Origin of the sequence: Cytobacillus sp. IB215665 (assembly GCF_033963835.1) — a bacterium.
GTDB lineage: Bacteria > Bacillota > Bacilli > Bacillales > SM2101 > Nanhaiella.
The window spans coordinates 116,744-137,435 of sequence record NZ_JAXBME010000005.1 but is presented as its reverse complement, the minus strand read 5'-3'; the positions used below and the strand labels follow the sequence as shown (position 1 = coordinate 137,435).

Annotated in this window: 19 protein-coding genes; 5 read left to right on the top strand and 14 right to left on the bottom strand. The window is 35.4% G+C overall.

Going from position 1 to position 20,692, the window contains the following annotated elements; genetic code table 11:
- The first annotated feature begins 153 nt into the window (after window positions 1-153).
- The 3 genes from SLH52_RS08865 to SLH52_RS08855 are packed head-to-tail and all read left to right on the top strand — an operon-like array spanning window position 154 to window position 2,510.
- Complete coding sequence (locus SLH52_RS08865; RefSeq protein WP_320208904.1) at window positions 154-1,068, top strand: ATP-binding cassette domain-containing protein; 915 nt, start codon at window positions 154-156, stop codon at window positions 1,066-1,068.
- Window positions 1,065-1,778 (top strand): ABC transporter permease, encoded by a 714-nt coding sequence (locus tag SLH52_RS08860; RefSeq protein ID WP_320208903.1) that lies wholly within the window; start codon window positions 1,065-1,067, stop codon window positions 1,776-1,778. Before SLH52_RS08865 ends, SLH52_RS08860 begins: the two co-directional genes overlap by 4 nt.
- Window positions 1,779-2,510 carry an ABC transporter permease gene (locus SLH52_RS08855; protein ID WP_320208902.1) on the top strand — a complete coding sequence of 244 codons (732 nt, stop codon included), beginning with the start codon at window positions 1,779-1,781 and terminating at the stop codon, window positions 2,508-2,510. It abuts the gene before it with no gap.
- A 158-nt stretch (window positions 2,511-2,668) separates the two neighbouring features.
- On the opposite strand, the gene SLH52_RS08850 is transcribed toward SLH52_RS08855, so the two are convergent.
- From SLH52_RS08850 to SLH52_RS08840, 3 genes are all read right to left on the bottom strand, one after another.
- Window positions 2,669-2,935, bottom strand: coding sequence for a DUF3949 domain-containing protein (locus tag SLH52_RS08850; RefSeq protein WP_320208901.1), 267 nt, complete (start codon window positions 2,933-2,935; stop codon window positions 2,669-2,671).
- A 448-nt stretch (window positions 2,936-3,383) separates the two neighbouring features.
- Window positions 3,384-5,228 (bottom strand): ABC transporter ATP-binding protein, encoded by a 1,845-nt coding sequence (locus tag SLH52_RS08845; RefSeq protein ID WP_320209098.1) that lies wholly within the window; start codon window positions 5,226-5,228, stop codon window positions 3,384-3,386.
- On the bottom strand, window positions 5,209-6,951 hold the full coding sequence (locus tag SLH52_RS08840; protein WP_320208900.1) for an ABC transporter ATP-binding protein: 1,743 nt from the start codon (window positions 6,949-6,951) through the stop codon (window positions 5,209-5,211). Before SLH52_RS08840 ends, SLH52_RS08845 begins: the two co-directional genes overlap by 20 nt.
- Window positions 6,952-7,271: 320 nt before the next feature.
- Between SLH52_RS08840 and SLH52_RS08835 the strand changes: the two genes are divergently transcribed.
- A complete protein-coding gene (locus SLH52_RS08835; protein WP_320208899.1) occupies window positions 7,272-7,742 on the top strand; it encodes a GNAT family N-acetyltransferase in 471 nt (156 codons plus the stop codon).
- A gap of 203 nt (window positions 7,743-7,945) precedes the next feature.
- On the opposite strand, the gene SLH52_RS08830 is transcribed toward SLH52_RS08835, so the two are convergent.
- The 5 genes from SLH52_RS08830 to SLH52_RS08810 form a co-directional block, all read right to left on the bottom strand.
- Window positions 7,946-8,932, bottom strand: a complete 987-nt coding sequence (locus SLH52_RS08830; protein ID WP_320208898.1) for an aldo/keto reductase — start codon at window positions 8,930-8,932, stop codon at window positions 7,946-7,948.
- 472 nt (window positions 8,933-9,404) lie between these two features.
- Window positions 9,405-9,860 carry a threonine/serine exporter family protein gene (locus tag SLH52_RS08825; RefSeq protein ID WP_320208897.1) on the bottom strand — a complete coding sequence of 152 codons (456 nt, stop codon included), beginning with the start codon at window positions 9,858-9,860 and terminating at the stop codon, window positions 9,405-9,407.
- A gap of 15 nt (window positions 9,861-9,875) precedes the next feature.
- Window positions 9,876-10,637 carry a threonine/serine exporter family protein gene (locus SLH52_RS08820; RefSeq protein WP_410626036.1) on the bottom strand — a complete coding sequence of 254 codons (762 nt, stop codon included), beginning with the start codon at window positions 10,635-10,637 and terminating at the stop codon, window positions 9,876-9,878.
- A 367-nt stretch (window positions 10,638-11,004) separates the two neighbouring features.
- On the bottom strand, window positions 11,005-11,820 hold the full coding sequence (locus SLH52_RS08815; RefSeq protein ID WP_320208896.1) for a ZIP family metal transporter: 816 nt from the start codon (window positions 11,818-11,820) through the stop codon (window positions 11,005-11,007).
- A 318-nt stretch (window positions 11,821-12,138) separates the two neighbouring features.
- Window positions 12,139-13,332: an MFS transporter gene (locus SLH52_RS08810; RefSeq protein ID WP_320209097.1), complete on the bottom strand. Its 1,194-nt coding sequence runs from the start codon at window positions 13,330-13,332 to the stop codon at window positions 12,139-12,141.
- Window positions 13,333-13,863: 531 nt separating this feature from the next.
- Here SLH52_RS08810 and pepT point away from each other — a divergent pair.
- Window positions 13,864-15,099, top strand: a complete 1,236-nt coding sequence (gene pepT, locus SLH52_RS08805) for a peptidase T (RefSeq protein ID WP_320209096.1) — start codon at window positions 13,864-13,866, stop codon at window positions 15,097-15,099.
- 154 nt (window positions 15,100-15,253) lie between these two features.
- Here pepT and SLH52_RS08800 read toward each other — a convergent pair whose 3' ends face one another.
- The 6 genes from SLH52_RS08800 to SLH52_RS08775 form a co-directional block, all read right to left on the bottom strand.
- On the bottom strand, window positions 15,254-15,613 hold the full coding sequence (locus SLH52_RS08800) for a VOC family protein (RefSeq protein WP_320208895.1): 360 nt from the start codon (window positions 15,611-15,613) through the stop codon (window positions 15,254-15,256).
- A complete protein-coding gene (locus tag SLH52_RS08795) occupies window positions 15,610-16,641 on the bottom strand; it encodes an S-adenosylmethionine:tRNA ribosyltransferase-isomerase (protein ID WP_320208894.1) in 1,032 nt (343 codons plus the stop codon). Before SLH52_RS08795 ends, SLH52_RS08800 begins: the two co-directional genes overlap by 4 nt.
- Window positions 16,641-17,369, bottom strand: a complete 729-nt coding sequence (locus SLH52_RS08790; RefSeq protein WP_320208893.1) for an SDR family oxidoreductase — start codon at window positions 17,367-17,369, stop codon at window positions 16,641-16,643. The genes SLH52_RS08795 and SLH52_RS08790 overlap by 1 nt, the downstream gene beginning before the upstream one ends.
- Before the next feature lie 135 nt (window positions 17,370-17,504).
- Entirely contained in the window at window positions 17,505-18,083 is a 579-nt protein-coding gene (locus SLH52_RS08785) for a histidine phosphatase family protein (protein ID WP_320208892.1), read from the bottom strand.
- A gap of 715 nt (window positions 18,084-18,798) precedes the next feature.
- Complete coding sequence (locus SLH52_RS08780) at window positions 18,799-19,422, bottom strand: TetR/AcrR family transcriptional regulator (protein WP_320208891.1); 624 nt, start codon at window positions 19,420-19,422, stop codon at window positions 18,799-18,801.
- On the bottom strand, window positions 19,376-20,647 hold the full coding sequence (locus SLH52_RS08775) for an MFS transporter (RefSeq protein WP_320208890.1): 1,272 nt from the start codon (window positions 20,645-20,647) through the stop codon (window positions 19,376-19,378). The genes SLH52_RS08780 and SLH52_RS08775 overlap by 47 nt, the downstream gene beginning before the upstream one ends.
- Window positions 20,648-20,692: the final 45 nt, after the last annotated feature.

Sequence of the window (20,692 nt, the reverse complement as noted above, 5' to 3'; positions counted from 1 at the left end):
TTGATTTTTTCAGTATCAAGGTGTTGAAAAACCCAGTATAAGTTGTACAACTGACGCTTTCCCCTCAATTTGGTACATTTTAAACAAAATTTAAACTAACAGTTCCTCTCGTTTTAACCTACGGTGTGTAGGATGAAAGACGAGGTGATCATAATGAGTGAATATATTATTCAAACGACAAATTTAACGAAACGCTTCAAAGGAAGAATCGCAGTTGATCGAGTAAATTTAGAAATAAAACCTGGAGAAATTTATGGATTTTTAGGACCAAATGGCGCAGGAAAAACAACTACCATCCGAATGCTCTTAGGATTGATGAAGCCTTCTTCAGGGTCAATTTTTTTATTCGGACGACATCTAAAACAAGATAAGCTTTCAGTCCTTAGAAAGACTGGCTCTCTTGTTGAATCTCCATCTTACTATGGCCATTTAACTGGCTATGAAAATTTGGAAGCTGTGCGAAGAATTCTTGACGTACCAAAAAAGAGAATTGACGAAGTCCTTTCAATTGTACGTTTAACAAAGGATGCAAAAAGGGCTGTGAAAGGCTACTCTCTTGGAATGAAGCAACGATTAGGGATTGCTACTGCATTATTAGGGAATCCCGAATTACTTATTTTGGATGAACCTACTAACGGTCTTGATCCTTCAGGTATTTTAGAAATTCGCGAGTTAATCAAAAATATGCCGAAAGAACATGGAATCACCGTTCTCGTTTCTAGCCACCTACTTAGTGAAATTGACCAAATGGCAACACAAGTTGGTGTCATTTCAAAAGGCTCAATGATTTTTCAAAATCCTATTGAAACATTAAGGCAACGGGCAAAGAGTAAAATGCATGTTGCAGTTAGTGACGCTAATATAGCTTACCGCACAATGCTAGCAAATGGATATACAGTTGAACAAAATGATTCAGCACTATTATTTGACAACATAACGGATTTTCAAATTGCACATATCATTAAAACACTCGTACATGAAAATGTATCAATTTATCGTGTAGAGGAAATAAAAAAATCATTAGAAGATATCTTCCTCGAACTCGTTGGGGAGGCTGGTAGCCTATGATCGCAAAAGTATTATCTTCAGACCTGTTAAAAGTACGAAAAAAAATGATATGGTTTCTCATCTTTTTAGGTCCGTTTGGTGTTATAGCCTTACAAGCGGTAAACTTTGGGGTACGCTATGACTATCTTACAAATTATTATGCCGCTGATTTATGGGGAGGGTTCCTAGAAAATATTCAGCAATTAGCTACGCCAACATTAGTGCTAGGAATTGCTATAATTACGTCGATGATAGCTAATATAGAGCACCAAGTGAATTCATGGAAGCAGCTTTTAGCTTTACCTGTTTCACGAATTACCGTTTTTTCTTCAAAATTTTATTTATCAGCCATGCTCTTATTCATGTCTTGTTTACTATTAGCCGTAGGCTCAATCATTCTTGGTTTTATATTAAAATTTGGAATGAGTATACCTTATATAAAACTCTTAAAAGTATCCTTTTATCCATTTTTCGCAGCACTGCCGATTTTAACTTTGCAGATTTGGTTATCAATTGTATTCAAAAATCAAGCAATACCTTTAACTATCGGTATTTTAGGTGGCGTACTATCGATGTATTCTATCGTGCTGCCTGACTGGTTTTTTTGGAAATGGCCAATGCTTATCAATGATTGGAGTAAGGTAGAATACACTGTTTTAGCAGGTATATTAGTAGGTATGGTTATTTTTGTGCTTAGCCTTATTGATTTTGGGCGAAGGGACGTGAATTAAGTGAAAGCATTTAATAATATTCTACGCTCTGAATGGTTAAAGCTTAGAAAATCACCGATTTGGTTACTTATTTTTGTAAGTCCTGCACTTGCCTTTATTACAGGCTTATTAACACCGATAGAAATTCCAGGCGCAGACTGGTTCTATACACTTAGTATGATGACGATTGTTCATGCATTGTTATTTCTACCGTTATTAACTGGTATATTTGCAGCGTTCGTTTGTCGTTATGAGCATGTTGGAGATAGTTGGAAACAACTTTTAGCCTTGCCCGTTTCTCGGACAAACGTATATATGTCAAAGTTGCTATTAGTAATGATTATACTGCTCGTTACACAGCTGTTATTTTTAATAGCTTTACTTGCTGTCGGTCAAATAAGAGGTTTTGATCATGCGATTCCTTGGGACATGTTGCTTCGTGGGGTACTTGGTGGTTGGATCGCAACATTCCCCCTAGCTGCTTTACAAATATTTGTATCTATTGCATGGGCTAGCTTTGCTGCTCCGTTGGCAATAAATGTAATTTTTACAATACCAAATATCTTAATCATTCAATCAAAATACGGACCTTATTACCCTTGGGCCCAACCCATTTTAGCAATGTTACCGAGTGGTGATACTACATTTGGTGTATTAAACTTCTCCTTAGTAACGTTGTTATTTGTTATATTAGGTAGCTTTCTTGCATTTTTCGTTAGCGGTTTAACATATTTCAATAAAAAAGCGATCTAAGAGATTTATAAATACAGGATTGAACAAGGCTTGAGCAATTTCTATTAAGAAAGACCACACACACCAAACACTGATTATAATAATGTAGGCTCATTAATTCGTGTTTGGTGTTATGTGATCCAATCGTTTCAGTTTAATCAAACGTTTGTTTAAATTACCTATGCAAGCTGTCTACGAACTCTTTTCTTATAGATTGAATATGCAATGAAGTTTGCTGGGAAAATAAATATGCTAGAATGTGTATTGAAATGGAGTAATTGCTCTTGGAATTCCATTTCATCATAAAATTCTCCTTGAGAAAGTTTTTTCTCCTTCTTTTCCTCCTCTATCTTTTTGAAATAAGCATACTGAATTGGAATCATTACAACATTGATTATAAGTAATAATGTAGCCATAATAATTATGAATAGCATCGAATCATTCATTGAACCAACCTCCAACAGTATATTTATAATACATCTCATATACGTGCCAAACAGTCAAAGAGTTTCATTTTCTTATATAATTTTCCAAATAAATTTATACACGATAATATCTTTAGTAATTAAACAAAAATAACAGCAAAACGGCGGTTTTGTCACTTAGATGAAGATTTCACAAACACGAATTTATACGTATTGTTACTAATAATAATTATTATGTGAATATAGCCTTACCCTCTATAAATAACTCCATTTCCTCTAAGAGGCAGTTTACTATTAATCTCATGGTAGGGCGATTGTTGAAGTTAATTTAATTTAGGATTCTCCTTAATTAAAAGGTGACTCTAGTAACAGTTTCCCAAACCCTTTTTGCTGTAAGTTGGATTTGTGTCTTTGTAACCAAGAGCCACCTTCTATTATTATCCCTGTTTAACGCATGAAAATGTATATACTAATCCCCCATTGTTGCATTCGACAAATTAACAGAAATTCCTGCCATTTTTTCATAAAATCCTTTTTTCTCTAATAGTGATTCATGTGTCCCTTTTTCTAGGATACGACCATTATTTAATACCAAAATTTGATCAGCCTTACTAATAGTATTCAGTCGATGAGCAATAATAAAGCTTGTTCTACCATTCATTAATCGCTGTAGTGCTTCTTGTATTTTAATTTCTGTAATCGTATCGATGCTACTTGTTGCTTCATCTAAAATTAAGATAGATGGATCTGCTAGAATCGCTCGGGCAATAGATAATAACTGTTTTTGCCCTTGACTTATTCCAGAACCGTCCTGTGTTAATATTGTCTCATATTGTTGTGGTAATCGTTGAATAAAGGAATGAGCATTTGCCAAAACTGCAGCCTGTTCAACTTCTTCATCAGTTGCAGTTAGCCTTCCATAACGAATATTTTCTCTTATTGTTCCTTCAAATAAAAATGGATCCTGTAATACAAAGCCCATATTACGTCGTAAGCTCGCTCTATTTACAGTCGTTACATCTCGATCGTCAATTAAAACCTTCCCCTTATCCACATCATAAAATCTCGATAGTAAGTTAATAATTGTTGATTTCCCAGCACCTGTAGGACCGACAAGGGCAACTGTTTCACCAGGAGTGACAGCAAAGCTGACATCAGTTATCGTGTTTTCAGCTTCTTCATACGAAAAAGAAACATTGCAAAAATCCACTTTACCTTGAATAGACTGTAGATGGGTCAAATTTGTCCCTTTGACTTCTTCTTCATCTTCGTCTAATACCTCAAACACTCGCTCTGCACCCGCAACAGCTGATAATAGTGTGTTAAATTGGTTTGCTAAGTCATTTAAGGGACGAGTGAATTGTCTTGAATATTCCGTAAAAATAACAATTGTACCGATAGAAATCATACCATTTAGTGCAAATAAACCACCGATTCCTGCAATCAAGGCGAAGCTTAGATTGTTTAGGACATTCATTACTTTAGGAATAAAACCTGAATAAGTTTGGGACCAAAACGCTGTCCCTTTTAATCTCTCGTTTTTAACCATAAATTCAGAAATGACTCGTTCTTCTTGAGAAAAAGACTTAACGATTCTTTGTCCAGATATGATTTCTTCAATGTATCCATTTAAATCACCTAGATTTCGTTGCTGCTCTTTAAACACTCTTCTCGTTCTCTTTGTAATCCACCTCATCCCAATAATTAACAAAGGGATAATTGTCATCGTGATCAACGTAAGCAATGGACTTAGCCATATCATAACTGAAACAGTTCCGATTAGCGTAAGTATACTCGATGAAATTTGAATAACTGAACTATTTAACGTTGAGCTCACATTTTCAATGTCATTCGTTACCCTACTCATAAGCTCACCATGCTGGCGTTTATCAAAATATGGGATTGGAAGCTTATGGAGATGTTCAAAAAGCTGATTTCTCATCGTATAAACTGTTTGTTGCGCGATACCAATCATCCAATAGTTTTGTAATAATAGCGCTAAAGATCGTAATACATATATAACTGCTAAGCCGATTAATAACTTTATAAAACCTTCAGTATTTGACGTATTAATATAATCATCAATCGCTACCCCTAATAAAAATGGTCCTATAATTGCAAGGCTTGAGCTTACAACAACCATAAATAATACTAACGAGAGTAAGCTCTTTTTATAAGATAAGTACATCCAAACCCTTTTTAATGTTGTTAACCATTGTTGTGGCTTCTTTTTAGATGATTGAACTTGAGTTGCTTTGTCATTTTGTTCATCAATTCTTTTATATTGGAAAGGCTTAGTTAGTTGCTTGAGCATCATAAAGCGCCTCCTTTCCAAGCTGTGAATGAACAATTTTGTTATAAAGCTCTGAATAAGCTAATAAATACTTATGATTCCCCTCTTGTATGTTACCCTGTTCATCTATTAGTAAGATTTTATCTGCTTGCTTAGCAGTACTAATTTTTTGAGTAATGACTAATGTAGTGCAAGCATATGTTTTTAACGCTCTTAATAATTTTGACTCAGTATGTACATCCAGCGCACTCGTACTATCGTCTAATAACAAGATTTTAGGTCTCCTTACAAGTGCCCTTGCAATGGAAATCCGCTGCTTTTGGCCACCTGATAAGTTTATTCCTTTTTGACCTAGTTCTGTTTCATACTTATTCGGAAGCTCCCAAATCGTCTCATGAATTTGAGCGTGTTTAGCTGCTTCAATGATTTCATCCATAGAAGCATCTTCTTTCCCCCAGCGTATATTCTCTTTAATTGAACCTGTAAATAATAATACATCTTGAGGAACGACCCCTATGCTTCTGCGGAGATGTTCAAGCCTCATCGTTTTTATATCGTGATCATCTATAAAAATACTGCCCTTACTCACATCGTAAAGACGGGGAATAAGCTGAATAATAGATGTTTTACCTGAGCCAGTTGCCCCTAAAATGGCGACTGTTTCTCCAGGATTTACTTCAAAGGATATATTCTGTATAACTGAATCTTGCTTTTCTGGATATTGAAATGAAACATTGTTAAAAGCTACTTTTCCTGCTCTTATTTGCAATGACGAATTCGTATCAGATGAATTCACGACATCAATATCTGTTTGAAGCACTTCTGTAATACGTTCAGCAGATGCACTTGCACGTGAGAAAGCCATAATGATAAACGAGAATACCGATAGAGCAGCTGTAATTCGCGTCGCATAGTTAACAATTGCAACAACTTCTCCGACCGCTACATCTCCTGCAATTACACCAGTATTCCCATACCAAAGAACAGCAATTACACTAATATTCATAACTAAAAGTAAGATTGGCACGGTTATTTCTAGTAACCTAAACACTGCTGCTGTCTCGCCTCTTAACTCAGCGCTAGCACTTGAGAATCGATCCGACTCGTAATCTTTTCTTACATAAGCTTTAATCAATCTCATACCAGCTAAATTTTCCCTCATTACTCTATTTACAGTGTCTAGCTTTTTCTGCACAGACTGAAATAAGTGCCACCCTCTTCTCATAACCCAAAGAAGAAAGATGAACAATACCGGCACACTTGCTAAAAAAATAAGAGCTAGCTTCACATTCACAATGAGCGCCATAATCGTTCCACCGATAATTAATAACGGTGCACGTAACATAATTCGCAAGCTCATAAACACTGTGTTTTGCACTTGTGTTACATCATTCGTCGTACGGGTAACGAGTGATGATGTCGGAAACTTATTAAAGTTAGCAAATGAAAAAGACTGAACTTTTTTAAACAATTCCTGCCTCACATCGTAGCCGAAGCTCTGACCCACATGCGCAGCATAGAATGTATTAATAATTCCTGATATAAAAGCGATAAACGATAACCCAATCATTAATCCGCCCCACTTCAACACGACAGTCATATCCTGTTGTAGAATCCCATCATCAATAATTTTCGCCATCAACAACGGTTGCCATAGCTCTACTATTAACTCAGTAAGCATAAGCAACAGTGCAATGATAACTGGGAGACGGTACGGTTTAAGAAATGATAGCACTCTTGGCATAAATAATCCTCCATACATTACAAATCCGATTTAAGTTCTATCATACCTTTTCTATCTAAATTTTTAAATTATTTTGGATTGGAATGCTTATTGAAAAAATGTAGATAACAAGGGAGTTGTTAAGGTTCCATTTGTTTTATGTTACTATTGGTAAATAATGAGTGGTCACCTGTCATTAATAGGCACAAGGAAATGAACCTTCTACAATGTAAATGTGGATGTAGCCGTTAAAATAAATATCCGAACAAAAAAGTAAGCACACTAACATTAGCTTCTCTTAGAATTGTAAAACTAATCGTCAATATACTGGAGTGAAGATGATGGAACCCAAACTAGACATAGCAACAAAAGCTGATGCACAAGCTATTTTTGATATACAAATAGCTGCATTTACACCATTATTACAGAAGTATAAAGATTATGAAACAAACCCTGCAAACGAAAAAATTGATCGAGTAATTACAAGAATTACCGATCATAACAGTAGATTTTATAAAATCAACGTCAATCAAACACTAATTGGTGCGACATGTATAGGTTGGAAAGAAGAAACACGATTTTGGATAAGCCCTATGTTTATTCTCCCAACTTATCAGGGAAATGGGATTGCTCAAAAAACATTACAGTTAATTGAGCAAATGTACCCTCAAGCAAAGAGCTGGGAATTATCAACGATCCTAGAGGAAAAGCAAAATTGTTACTTATATGAAAAAATGGGCTATACAAAGACAGGTTTACACAAAAAAATAAACGATAACTTAACACTAGTTTATTATAAACGGGTAGTTTAATAGATTGAAGGGATAAGGAAGCGTATTTCATTTATGGAGTAGCTAAACACTTAGCTATTAGAAGCGATTCATACTTAAGCACATTAGAAATCTATTTAATAATCCAAACAAGCTAAGGCAAAGCTTTATAGAATTCAACGAGGTTGAACCATGAATTCAACTCGTTGAATTCTAGTGTTGGCTACTTTATATATGTATTTCAATTATTTCACAGAAACATCTCTAGACACCATATCTAATTCATCAAGATGATTTTGTGACAATTTAAATGTTAGTGCGCCAATATTTTCTTGTGCATGATGTTTTTTTGTTGCACCAGGGATGGCAACGATCGTTTCCCCATGAAAGTGGATGAGCCAATTTAAAGCAACTTGACTTGGTGAGACATTGTATTCATCAGCTAACTTATCAAGCAAATCAATCAGTGGTTTCGTTCTTTCAAGTGTAGATGTTTTGAAAGAAGAAAAGTGTTTGCGTGGCCCCGACATATTTTTAATTAAATCTGGATTTTTATGAAATTTCCCTGTGAGTAGCCCTTGCTCTAACGGAGAATACGCAATAAGTGTGATACCTAGTTCCTTAGCAGCATCCAATATACCGTTCTTCTCAATTCTCCTGTCTAATAAGCTATATTTGACTTGATTAGAAACGAGTGGAAAACCATGTTGATCCAATACTTTATGTGCTTCCCTCATTTTCTCTTCATTAAAATTACTTACACCCGCATGACGGATTTTCCCACTTTTCAGCAACTCAGCCATTTCATCCATTTCAGCTTTAACACTAGAAAAAGAAAATGGTTGATGAACCATATATAAATCTATCTTTCTCCCTTTTAACGCCTTCAGCCTCTCATCAATTGTTTTCGTAATTGATTTTGCAGTACGCATAGCAGGCCACCATTTTGTAGCAATCAATGCATCTTTCGCCTTGTCTCCAAGACCATTCAATGCATCAGCAAGTCCTTCCTCTGACTTCCCTTTCCCATACACCTCTGCTGTGTCAAACCAATTAATACCGCCCTCTAAACTAATTTTTACGATCTCTTGGATCTCTTCTTTTTCTAACACTGGCCAAAAACGACCTACCATGCCATTACCTTTACTAAATTGCCAAGTACCAAGTCCCAGTGCAGAAATCTCCAGATTCGATTTACCTAATTTACGAAGCGGAATCATTATACTTTCCACTATATTCACCACCCCAATACTGGATATATTTGCTTATTATCATATCATTTAGATATGGTCGTGTATACTATCAACCCTTACCAATCAGCATTCTCATATGCAATTATGAAAAATTTAATAAATAATCTTGTTAGATGTAGCTGTTTTACTAAGATAGCTCTTTTACTAGCCATGCTGCGCCGTTTTCTCTATTAAGCAAATTATTAAACATACTAGCACTGCATGAATAAGAAACGTGCTTCCTAAAAATATATTCATATACAAAAAGAAACAGAACTAACGAGTCTGTTTTTATGGTTCTTTTCGGAATGTTTTTTGCTATTTTCTCTAAGAAATGAATGTATGTTGGTTTTATGAGAGACCTCAATAATGGTAAAAGTAGATGCCACAAACACTAGATGGATACATACTTATATCTTAGAACGTAAGCAACAACCAATGCGAGAGCCAATATATATTTATTACATAGCTACTATTTTGAGTAGCCTGATCTATTTAATGTAAGTTTTGATTTTCTAATTACTTGATTGATTACTTCCGAAAACACAAGGCCAATGGCAATAGCACCTGAAATCATAAATGCCTTAGCTGCTAAATTTATTGCAGTATTATAATCATTTTGAACAAAATTCCTCATTGCATCATAGGCTAACCCACCTGGTACTAAAGGGATAATTCCAGATACGATAAAAACAATAATTGGTGTTTTATACATTCTGGAAAAAATCTGACTCATTACAGCAACTACAAACGATGCTACAACTGTTGAAAATACTGAATCGATATCATTATCCGTTAACAAGACATAAATGATCCATCCTAACATCCCAACAAAGCCACACTTAATCAACGATTTTCTTGGAACATTAAACATAATGCCAAAGGCTGCTGCTGCAACAAAACTTGTTACAAGTTGTTCTATAATCATTCTTACAGCCCCTTTCTAAAAGATCATAAACACCACTGCTATCCCCGAACCAATTGCAAATGCAGTTAATAAGGCTTCTGCACTTTTTGCTAAGCCTGACATGAGGTGACCAGCCATTAAATCTCTTACAGCATTCGTTAAGAGCAAACCAGGAACTAATGGCATAACTGAACCTATTATAATTTTATCGAGTTCATACCCAAGCTCAATTTGCACAAACAATAAAGCTAACAAACCAATAATGACTGAAGATGTGAACTCAGCAAAAAACTTTATGGGGACTAGCCTATGTAAATAAATCACAAAAAACAAGCCCACACCACCAGCAATAAATGCTGGTATGAAATCTCGCCACTCTCCGTCAAACATAATTAAAAAGCAACCGCTGGTAAAAGCTGCAGCTAAAATTTGCACAAAAAATGGAAAAGCTACATTGGACTGTTCTATTTCTCTTAATGATTGATATGCCTGCTCAATAGTTAATTCACCACTGCTAATTTGCCTTGAAATACTATTAACTAAAGTAACTTTATGCAAATCTGTCGTTCTTTCAGAAATTCTAACTAGTTTAGTCTTAGTCGGATCTACCCCTTCAATTGATAAAATGATGACAGTTGGAGTAACAAAGCTATGTGATTCCTTCACATCAAAAGCTCTTGCGATACGCGTCATTGTATCTTCAACCCGATATGTTTCAGCTCCACTTTGTAACATTATTTTTCCTGCAAGTAGACATACTTCCATAATGTCATACGTCTCATTTATTTGATTATTCATTTCCATTCTCTCCAATAAAAGAAGCGTAAGCACCTTCAATTCCACCTAAATACGAGACCTCGTCCTCTGATGACAACGGTGGTATGTTGCCATCCTGCCTCTCCCCAGTAATGCCCTATAATCGCATTACACCTGCAGGCGCTGGAATTGGTGAAGTCCCCCCGAGTGGAACGTGCCCGAACTAAATATCGTATCTTGTATCGTTAATTTAATTAAAAATTTATACTTTATAATACTGTTTACACGTAAGTATCATCATTTGTTTTTCAAGTTTAAATGAAAAACATACATAAAATCAACATCATACTAAAATTAATTGTTAAAAACAAAACAAGCAGATCCTATCAGGGTCTGCTTCTCATCTCTGTTACCCTAACGCTACGTCCAAAATCATCATGACGACAAAGCCACCCATTAGTCCAAGTGTAGCCAAATCTGTGCTGCCAGATGATTGAGATTCTGGAATAAGTTCTTCAACGACAACAAAAATCATCGCACCTGCTGCAAAAGCTAACGCATATGGAAGAATAGGTTGAACGAGTAAAACTGCTGCTGCACCAATGACAGCTGCAATCGGCTCAACAATTGCTGAGAGCTGTCCGTAATGAAATGCTCGTGCCCTAGACATCCCTTCCCCTCTTAATGGAACTGAAAGAGCAGCTCCTTCCGGCATATTTTGAATACCAATTCCTATTGCAAGACCAATAGCACCAATTAAAGATGCTTCACCAATCCCCAACGAAGCAGCACCAAAAGCTACACCTATCGCAAGACCTTCAGGGATGTTATGTAACATTATAGCTAAAAATAACAGTGTAGATTTCTGAAACTTCGTTTCAGGGCCTTCTGCTTTTTCTTTTTTCTCACCTAAATGCAAATGTGGCACGATAAAGTCTAATAACCGTATAAACAACCCACCTAGTAAAAAACCAATGGCTGGTGCTAACCAAGGAATTTGACCATTCTGTTCACTAAATTCAATCGATGGAGCTAATAGTGACCAAAAAGATGCAGCAATCATTACACCAGCTGCAAAACCTAACATCATATTTAAAATATGCTTATCAATTTTTCTAAAAAAGAAAACTGTCGCTGCTCCTAGCGCAGTTAACCCCCATGTAAGCATGCCACCTAATAACGCTTGTACCGTTGGATTTAATGAACTAAACCAATCCAAAAACATGATAATCAGTCCTTTCAACCCATAAAAAATTCGACTCAAATCACTAAAAATAGACAATTATTCTTAACTTAAATTATACACCCTTCACTGTCTATTTTAAAATGCAGACCATTGGCTAAGGCTATTTTCTTAAGCTTTGTTCCTTTTTTCACATATATTTTAAGTAACAGAATGTGTGCTATGCTTTTAATAATCTTTAGAGAAGAAGCCAAGAAGAATATTTATATCCATGTTTAGCTCAAATTACGTAAAATAATTAATGCAAAACAGCCTAAAAAAAGAAACTTCTCTATATAATTGAGAAGTTTCTTTATTACCTTAAGATGATACTGAATGTTGCTGAGTAATTTTATTTTTTCGTCCTTCAAATAATGTAGCTATTATTGCTATTACTAGAAAGATACTGGATATTTGGAACAATGTAGCTATATCAAAAAACGTTGCTAAAATACCAAATACTAATCCACCTAAACCAATACCAAGGTCAATAGCTGAAAACAGCATTCCATTCGCTACACCTCGACGATTAGGAGGTGTTTTAGATAACGTCCACGATTGTAATGTTGGAATTAATGATCCAAAACCAATTCCAAATAAGATACCTGAAATAATAATAAATAAATTAGAGTAAGCCATTGATAGTACCCATAACCCAATAAAGGTTAACGTAAGACAGCTTAACACAATTCCCATTGGACCATTTTTATCAAACCATTTTCCAGCAATTGGACGAGAAATAGTCGCCATTATCGCATTAAACAAATAAAATAGAAAAATTTGATCTATACCACGTTCTTCCCCAAATATGACGATAAATGTTACAACAGAACCGTAGCCAAATGTTGCTATGATAGTTATAAAAGCTGGATACCAGCTAGATTTTTCAACTAATGAGCCCAAATAAGAAAACTTTAAGTCTTCTTTTTTTGTTGCTTTAACTGTATCTGGAGTTTGGTAACGAATAAGAAATAATAAACAAATAGAGATAAGTCCTAATATTGCAGAAATATATATTAGGTTAGAAAATGATGTAACTTGAAATAAATAAATTCCTAGACTTGGAGCGATAATCATTCCAAGCGTAATAGAAAGGCCAAAATATCCTAAACCTTCCCCTAAACGAGAACTAGGTACAATATCTGAAGCTACCGTTCCATTGACCGTTGTAGACCATCCCCAAGCAAGCCCGTGTAAAAACCTAAAAACCAAAAAAAGGACAACTAATTGAGATACTGGATATAGTAACGTAACTATTAATAAAGAGATGACACCTATTATCACAAGTGACTTTCTCTCCTTATATTCAAGCATATACCCAATAAACGGTCGACTCAATACAGCACCTATTGAAAACAACGCTGTAACTAAGCCAATTTCTAATCCTGACGCACCTATTGACTTAATATATGGAGGTAACGTTGGAATCAACATTTGAAACGACATGAAAACAAATAAGTTACCTAACATAAGCATAATATACGATTTAGTCCATAAAGGCTCTTTAGCTTTCATCACTTCATCCCTCCCCCAAAACTTATAACGATTTATAACCAAAAAAAGATACTCCCTTTATCAAGATTGTTGTCGCAACAAACCCAAGAACGAGAGCAATTTTTTTATCGTAATATTCATTTTACACCTAAATAATAATAAAACTCTAACACTTATAAACAATTAAATCAAATTTGCGGTCTGACCTCCATTGCATTTACCAAGTGATGTGTGATAGTTACATATAGAAGAAATGATAGATGTTGTCATCGACTGTTTTCGAGGATAACTTTCATATAGACTAGTTGTTCTTTTAGCGACTTGTATTTTTATAGAAAACCAACAATTCTAAAGTCGGCAAGTTATTGTAAACATAAATTTTTAAACCCCAAATTAATTATAATCTCAACAAAGCCTACAAAATAAGCATAAATAAATACCAGCTTGTTTTCTCATTTAAAAGAAAACATCCGCTAAAGAATCCTTATTAGTGCTTGGAATCGTCATTATGGTAAGATGAAAATATACATGAAAAGGGGATGATAGTTAATGTTGAAGAATGAAATGATCGAACGATTTACTTCTTACGTAAAAGTGGACACTCAGTCCAATGAAGAGAGTCAAACATGTCCTTCAACTCCTGGTCAGCTGACACTTGCTAATATGTTAGTAGATGAACTAAAGGAAATTGGTATGGAGGAAGTTTCAATTGATGAAAATGGTTATGTTATGGCTACCCTCCCTTCTAATACTAATAAAGAAGTGCCAACGATTGGTTTTTTAGCACATGTGGATACTGCAACTGACTTTACAGGTACAGGTGTAAAGCCACAAATTGTTGAAAACTATGATGGAAACGCTATTGTTTTAAATGAAAAATTACATATCACACTTTCTCCAAAGGACTTTCCTTATCTAGCTGACTACAAAGGACATACACTCATTACAACAGATGGTACGACTTTACTAGGTGCTGATAACAAGGCTGGTATTGCAGAAATTATGACCGCAATGGCTTATTTAATTAAGCACCCAGAAATCAAACATGGTAAAATTCGAGTAGCATTTACACCTGATGAAGAAATTGGTAGAGGACCTCATAAGTTTAATGTTGATGCATTTAATGCTACATATGCTTATACGATTGACGGAGGGCCACTAGGAGAACTTCAATACGAAAGCTTTAATGCAGCAGGAGCAAAAGTTAAAGTAAAAGGAAACAATATACATCCAGGCTCTGCCAAAGGAAAAATGGTCAATTCAGCTAAAATTGCAATGGAGTTTAATCGACGCCTTCCAAAAGAGGAAGCACCAGAATACACAGATGGATACGAAGGGTTTTACCATCTCATTTCCATTGAAGGAGACGTTGAGCACACTGTATTAAATTATATTATCCGTGACTTTGATAGAGAAAAATTTAATGCTAGAAAAGCTATGATTCAAAAGATTACTGATGAACTCAAAGCGGAATATGGAAATGACAATATTGTTTTAGAAATGAATGATCAATATTACAACATGAGAGAAAAAATTGAACCCGTTAAAGAAATCATTGACATTGCACATGAAGCAATGGAAAAGCTTGAAATTAAACCAATTATAGAACCAATTCGTGGTGGTACGGATGGTTCGCAACTCTCATACATGGGACTGCCTACACCTAATATCTTTACAGGTGGTGAAAACTTCCACGGTAAATATGAGTTTATCTCGGTGGAAAATATGCTTAAAGCAACAAATGTAATTGTAGAAATAGCCAAATCATTTGAAGAAAAAGCTAAATAAATGCATTATTAAGCGAGCAAAAAAGCTTCTACTTCGTATAATTACAAAGTAGAAGCTAGTTTTTTAAAATCACTATCTCGTGAATATGAGTATCCTCCTTACATAGCAGAAAAGCAAGTATGCCATTTATAGGCTGACTACCAATCCCATTATTTTACTCGCACTGTATAAATTCAATTAATTCACCGTCCAAGCCACTTACAAAGACCGTTTGCCATCCATTATCCAATTCCAATGGACCTTCTACAATCTTGATTTCATTCTCATTTAGCCAAGCAATAATATTGTGTATGCTTTCAACTTCAAACGCAAAATGAATATCGTCACTAGAAGATGCCCGTTCATTTTCATACAATTCAAGGCGGAACTGATCAAATATTAGAAAAGTGATTGGCTCATTTTCAACAATGATTGTCCTTTCAATATCAAAACCCAGTTTTCGATAAAACTGAATGGACTTGCTAACATGCTGAACCTCAAGCGCAATATGGTGAAAGCCTTTGATTAAGCTCATAAGATCATATTCATATCACCGAATTCATGCCATAAATAGCCTTCCTTAATGGCTTTCCGATATGCCTCCATTAAATAACCCTCATTAATAAATGCTGATAATAATTGTAGGTGACTAGCTTCAGGTTCATGAAACCCAGTAATTAAGCCATCGACAATTTGTAAAGGATAATTTTTTGTTATATATAAATTCGTCCACCCTGTTTGTGATGATAATATCTCCCCTTCGTTTGCAACAGTTTCCAATGCTCTTACAACAGTCGTACCGACAGCTATTACTCTATTACCATTTCGTTTTGCTTCTCTAATTATCTTAACTGTTTCTGGAGGTACATCATATGATTCATTATTTTCAGATGGTTGTTGATGATATTTATCATCCAATAAATAACTTAATCCTGTATGAAGCTGAATAAATGCTAGTTTAATTCCCTTTCGCTGAAGCTTTAATAAAAGCTCCCAACTAAATGCACGCCCTGCAGATGGCATTTCTACCGACCCTGGCTGTGCTGCATAAACAGTTTGATAATAATCTAACCCCCACCGCTCTGTTATATATTCATATCGAATGGGCTCACCTAGCGAATAAATTTGTTCATAAAGCTCTGAGCCTTTTAACGAGAACTGTAGTAAAAAGAAAGGTTCTCTGTCTTCCTTCACGGTAGCGCATAATGTAGGTGAAATCATCAAGCGATCACCGACCATTACATCATCATTCACAACTAATGCTTCCCAACTACTATCTGTAAGTCGATGTGCCAAACGTATTTCAACTCGTTTCTTTACTTCATTATGATCCCGAAGTTGCTCACCATATAAAATGGCAGGGACTGTTCGACTATTATTTAAAACGAGTACATCTCCTGCTGCTAAAAATTTGTCTAAGTTAAAAAATGTTGAATGATCTACTGCTCCATTTGTACGATTCAGTACCATCATTCTCACAAAATCCCTTCGAAGCCCTCGTCTTTCTGGAGGTGATGATGCATTGAGTTGATTAGGTAGTTCAAAGTTCAAAGCAGTCTGCATCATAAACCCTCCTTGTCTTCAAGGTATGTTTGTGCATTTATCCTTTGTCCATTAACCTCACTAGCTTTATCAGAAGCTAGATAGAGAAAAACATCTGTTAAATCGTTTGGGTTTGCAAGAGGATAATCGCAATCTGGAACAGCAAGATCATGCATTTCAGTGTCCATCTCTCCCGGGTCAACCATATTTACTCGTACTCCTGTTTCAGCAACCTCATCTGCCCACGTTTCTGTTAATCCTTCTAATGCAAATTTTGAAATACCATAAGCACCCCATCCAGCATAACCAACATGACCAGCTTCAGAAGTAACATTAATAATTGACCCTTTATTTCGTTGAAGCATACTACTAATGACGCGTCGAGTTACAAGAAACGGACCAACTGTATTAACTTTTATGACTTGCTGAAAATCCTCTTCAGGATAATCAAGTAAATATGGCATCGGACTTGGCCCTAGCATTGAAGCGTTATTAATTAGCACATCAATATGACCAAAAGTATCTTCCGTGATTGCCACAAATCTTTCCACATCTCTAGGCTCAGATGCATCAGCCTTCATTGCTAACACCTTTACACCATATGAAAGTAACTCTTGCTCCACTTCCTGTAAGGCTACCTTACCCCTTGCACAAATGGCTAAATTTGCACCTTCCTTTGCAAAAGCTATCGCTAATGCCTTACCTAACCCTTTAGACGCTCCAGTTATCATCACAACTTTATTCTTCATCTGTCCCTCTCTCCTTTGTCTAGTGTTACTTTAATCATAAAAAAAAGCGACGTCGTTAACGTCGGAGAAAGGTATATATTTTTCATCAATAATTAGATTTAGAAGCTCTACTCCAAAAGGTTGAAAAAAGAGTTACTACCTCAGATGTTTCGTACAATTATAAAGGTTACAAGCCCACTTACCTTCTATATTATTTAATATGGTAACTGACGTATTATGTAAATATACTTTCTGAAATTTATCAGGAAGCAAGTGCTTCAAAGTGAGACCGATTAAAGCGCCATGGCTTATTAATAGCACTCTTTTATGTTGATACTTATGTACTATTTCTTCTATAAACTCGGCACCTCTCTTTGCAACATCATCAAATGTTTCCATGCCAAGGTCCATCTCAAACCATTTTCTACCCCATCTTTCTACTCTTTCCTCTTCAGTTGTACCTTCAATTTCCCCACAGTTTATTTCACGTATTCTTTCATCGACAAAAGCAATAGGTAAGTTTAATTTCTCACCAATAATTTGTCCCGTTTCTATTGCTCTTTGTAGGTCACTTGTAATAAGTACGTCCCAATTTTCTTCCTTAAATAAGCGATTCGCGACAGCTAAAGCTTGTTTCCTGCCTTTTTCATTTAAAGGGATATCTGATACGCCTTGAGCTTTGTTTAAATCATTCCATTCAGTAACTCCATGCCTTATAAGCCCTATTGTTATCATGTAAAAACCCTCTCTTATCTACTATTCTATTAATCTATATAAGTTACCATAGTTCTTTTTCTACTTGTTAACATAGGTCAGCTACATCACGCTTTATCCTATTACGTATTGTTGCTGTTTGCTCATATATTGTTATACTTCGTCCTAGAAATATTAAAGAGTTTACATCTAATGTACATGGTAACTATGCTACGTTAGATGGCGCTCGGATAGCACACTATCTATTATTAGTTACAAAACAATAAAGTTTACAAAAAGAGCATGTTCTGAAGACAGAATGCTAGGAATATTAATTAGTACGAGGGTATACGAACCAGAATTAGCAAGCTGGAATGACACATTAAACAAACGTTTGTTTAAAAAAGGCTCTTTTTTCGGAAACTTTATTGCTATCGTTCGAAAACTTTGAGATAAAGATGTCGCTTTATACAACAGGCACTGTTTTACAGAAGAAAAGTTGCCACGTAACCTAATTGTATACGTGTTTATTTTTTAGAACGAAAACAACAATCTATGCGAGAGCAGCCTTAAATAAATACTAGAGCCTAACTTTAAAATTAGACTCACATGTCATAGACCTTAGATACCAATAAAAACAACTCTACGATTTATATTCACTATTTGTAACAAATTGCTCCTCTTTGTTCTCTTTGCTTTCAGAACATTTACCATCGAAATAAACAGTTCATTGAAGGAAAGGCACGATAAGAAAACCTTACTTAGGCTTATCTACTCCCAATGCCATTTTTAAATATTCAATAAACATAATAGACTGTTCTTTTATCTTAATATCTTCCTTTGGTAAAATAGAATGGAGAGCTATGCCATCATTAAAAGCGACAATCGATCTTGCGATAATTTCACTATTATACTTATTACTAAATTCTCCACTATTTTGTCCCGCTTTAATGACAGAGTCATATATTTCAAAAACATTATAATACCGGTCTCTGCCATATTTTATTCGACGCTCATCATTTCTACCTGTGATAAAGAACTCTAAATTACTTGGAACAAATTTATCCAATTCATCACTAGGCTCCATTGCTTTACCATGCATGCTCGTTAATAGTAACTCCCAGTATGAGTCTACGCTTCCTTCCAACAATTCTTTGTTTTCTGAAACTTCTTTTACTAAGGCTTCCTTTAAAATCGTTTCATATAAATCTTCTTTATTTGAGAAATATTGATACAATCCACCCCTACTTACTTCAGCTTCCTCCATCACATGCTTCATCGTAGCTCTTTCGTACCCATGTTTTATAAACACTTGTACTGCTGCCTTTATTATTTTAGTTCGTCGCTTCTGTAGATGCTCCTGGCTTACTTTCGGACACATTATCCTTTCCCCTCTCTATGCTGTTTTTTGCGAGAAACCCTATGAATGATACGATAATTAAGAGTGAGCCAGTAATCATAAACGTTGGAATGACTCCTATTGACGTTGCAAGCCATCCACCTAGTAGCGGCCCAATAATCGTTGCCGTTGTTGTAACACTATTAATAACCCCAAATACCCTTCCTGTCATATGACCAGGTGTTTCAACCTGAGCAGTTGCATAAAATGGTACAAAAACAACGCCAGCTGCAAACCCTGCAAAAAATCCAAGTACAATACCCCATATAATCGAATAGTCTAAATCAACATAAGTTAATACGGACATCATACCAAAACTAAGGCCGATTCCACAAACGCCTATTAGCATTAACGGAAATGCATTATATTCAGTTTTTTTCGCTAATAATAATCCGGAAAAAAACGTCCCTACGCCAGCTGCTGCAACTACATACCCAAACAAGTCAGGAGATGCTGTCGTTAACTCTCTAATTAACACAATAATTTGAGAATCAGATAACTGTAATATTAATAGACTAAATCCTAAAAAGAACATACCTACAAGCATGAATCTATTGGATTTAATAAACGACATCCCCAAAACAAAATCAGCTTTAAATGACGATTTAACGTGTTCTTCTTCATTAATTTCATCTTGTAACGAATTTATCGCATTTGGTAAAAACAAAATGATTAGAGCTGACACGATGAAAGTTGCTGAATCGATATAAAATACTAGTTTTGCACCAACTGCTGCAACTAATAACCCACTTAATAATGGCCCGATTACCTTCGTAGTTGAATCAATCATAGATGTAATTGACATGGCACCCTTCATATCATCTTGAGGTACTAGTTCTTTTAACTTACCGTTTTTAGCAGGAACAAACACCGCCGAAAACACACCAATTATTAACAAACAAATATATACCATCCATATAGCATCAGCAATCGTCAATATAAGGATGAGTCCTGCACGTACAACGTCGGATACTATCATTAACGTCTTTCTATTAAGCCTGTCTGCCACAACTCCTGCTACTGGACCTAACAGCGCCATTGGAACAGCCAAACACAAAAAGATGAGGGATACTTCCATCGGTGTAGCATTCCACTTCAAACCAACGAGAGTTATGATAGCGACAATACTTAACCAATCCCCAATACTTGATATAGCCTGAGCGACCATTAATGTTACATAACCTTTATTTTTCATTAATCTTTTCATTTAAATTTCTCCCCCTGCTTCCCTATAGTAGACATCGATGTCGTT

Bases quoted from the DNA above. Each gene is read 5' to 3' on its own strand.
- SLH52_RS08865 (WP_320208904.1), top strand. From the start codon at position 154: ATGAGTGAATATATTATTCAAACGACAAATTTAACGAAACGCTTCAAA.
- SLH52_RS08860 (WP_320208903.1), top strand. From the start codon at position 1,065: ATGATCGCAAAAGTATTATCTTCAGACCTGTTAAAAGTACGAAAAAAA.
- SLH52_RS08850 (WP_320208901.1), bottom strand. From the start codon at position 2,935: ATGAATGATTCGATGCTATTCATAATTATTATGGCTACATTATTACTT.
- SLH52_RS08845 (WP_320209098.1), bottom strand. From the start codon at position 5,228: ATGCTCAAGCAACTAACTAAGCCTTTCCAATATAAAAGAATTGATGAA.
- SLH52_RS08840 (WP_320208900.1), bottom strand. From the start codon at position 6,951: ATGCCAAGAGTGCTATCATTTCTTAAACCGTACCGTCTCCCAGTTATC.
- SLH52_RS08835 (WP_320208899.1), top strand. From the start codon at position 7,272: ATGGAACCCAAACTAGACATAGCAACAAAAGCTGATGCACAAGCTATT.
- SLH52_RS08825 (WP_320208897.1), bottom strand. From the start codon at position 9,860: ATGATTATAGAACAACTTGTAACAAGTTTTGTTGCAGCAGCAGCCTTT.
- SLH52_RS08820 (WP_410626036.1), bottom strand. From the start codon at position 10,637: ATGAATAATCAAATAAATGAGACGTATGACATTATGGAAGTATGTCTA.
- SLH52_RS08815 (WP_320208896.1), bottom strand. From the start codon at position 11,820: ATGTTTTTGGATTGGTTTAGTTCATTAAATCCAACGGTACAAGCGTTA.
- SLH52_RS08810 (WP_320209097.1), bottom strand. From the start codon at position 13,332: ATGAAAGCTAAAGAGCCTTTATGGACTAAATCGTATATTATGCTTATG.
- SLH52_RS08800 (WP_320208895.1), bottom strand. From the start codon at position 15,613: ATGAGCTTAATCAAAGGCTTTCACCATATTGCGCTTGAGGTTCAGCAT.
- SLH52_RS08795 (WP_320208894.1), bottom strand. From the start codon at position 16,641: ATGCAGACTGCTTTGAACTTTGAACTACCTAATCAACTCAATGCATCA.
- SLH52_RS08790 (WP_320208893.1), bottom strand. From the start codon at position 17,369: ATGAAGAATAAAGTTGTGATGATAACTGGAGCGTCTAAAGGGTTAGGT.
- SLH52_RS08785 (WP_320208892.1), bottom strand. From the start codon at position 18,083: ATGATAACAATAGGGCTTATAAGGCATGGAGTTACTGAATGGAATGAT.
- SLH52_RS08780 (WP_320208891.1), bottom strand. From the start codon at position 19,422: ATGTGTCCGAAAGTAAGCCAGGAGCATCTACAGAAGCGACGAACTAAA.
- SLH52_RS08775 (WP_320208890.1), bottom strand. From the start codon at position 20,647: ATGAAAAGATTAATGAAAAATAAAGGTTATGTAACATTAATGGTCGCT.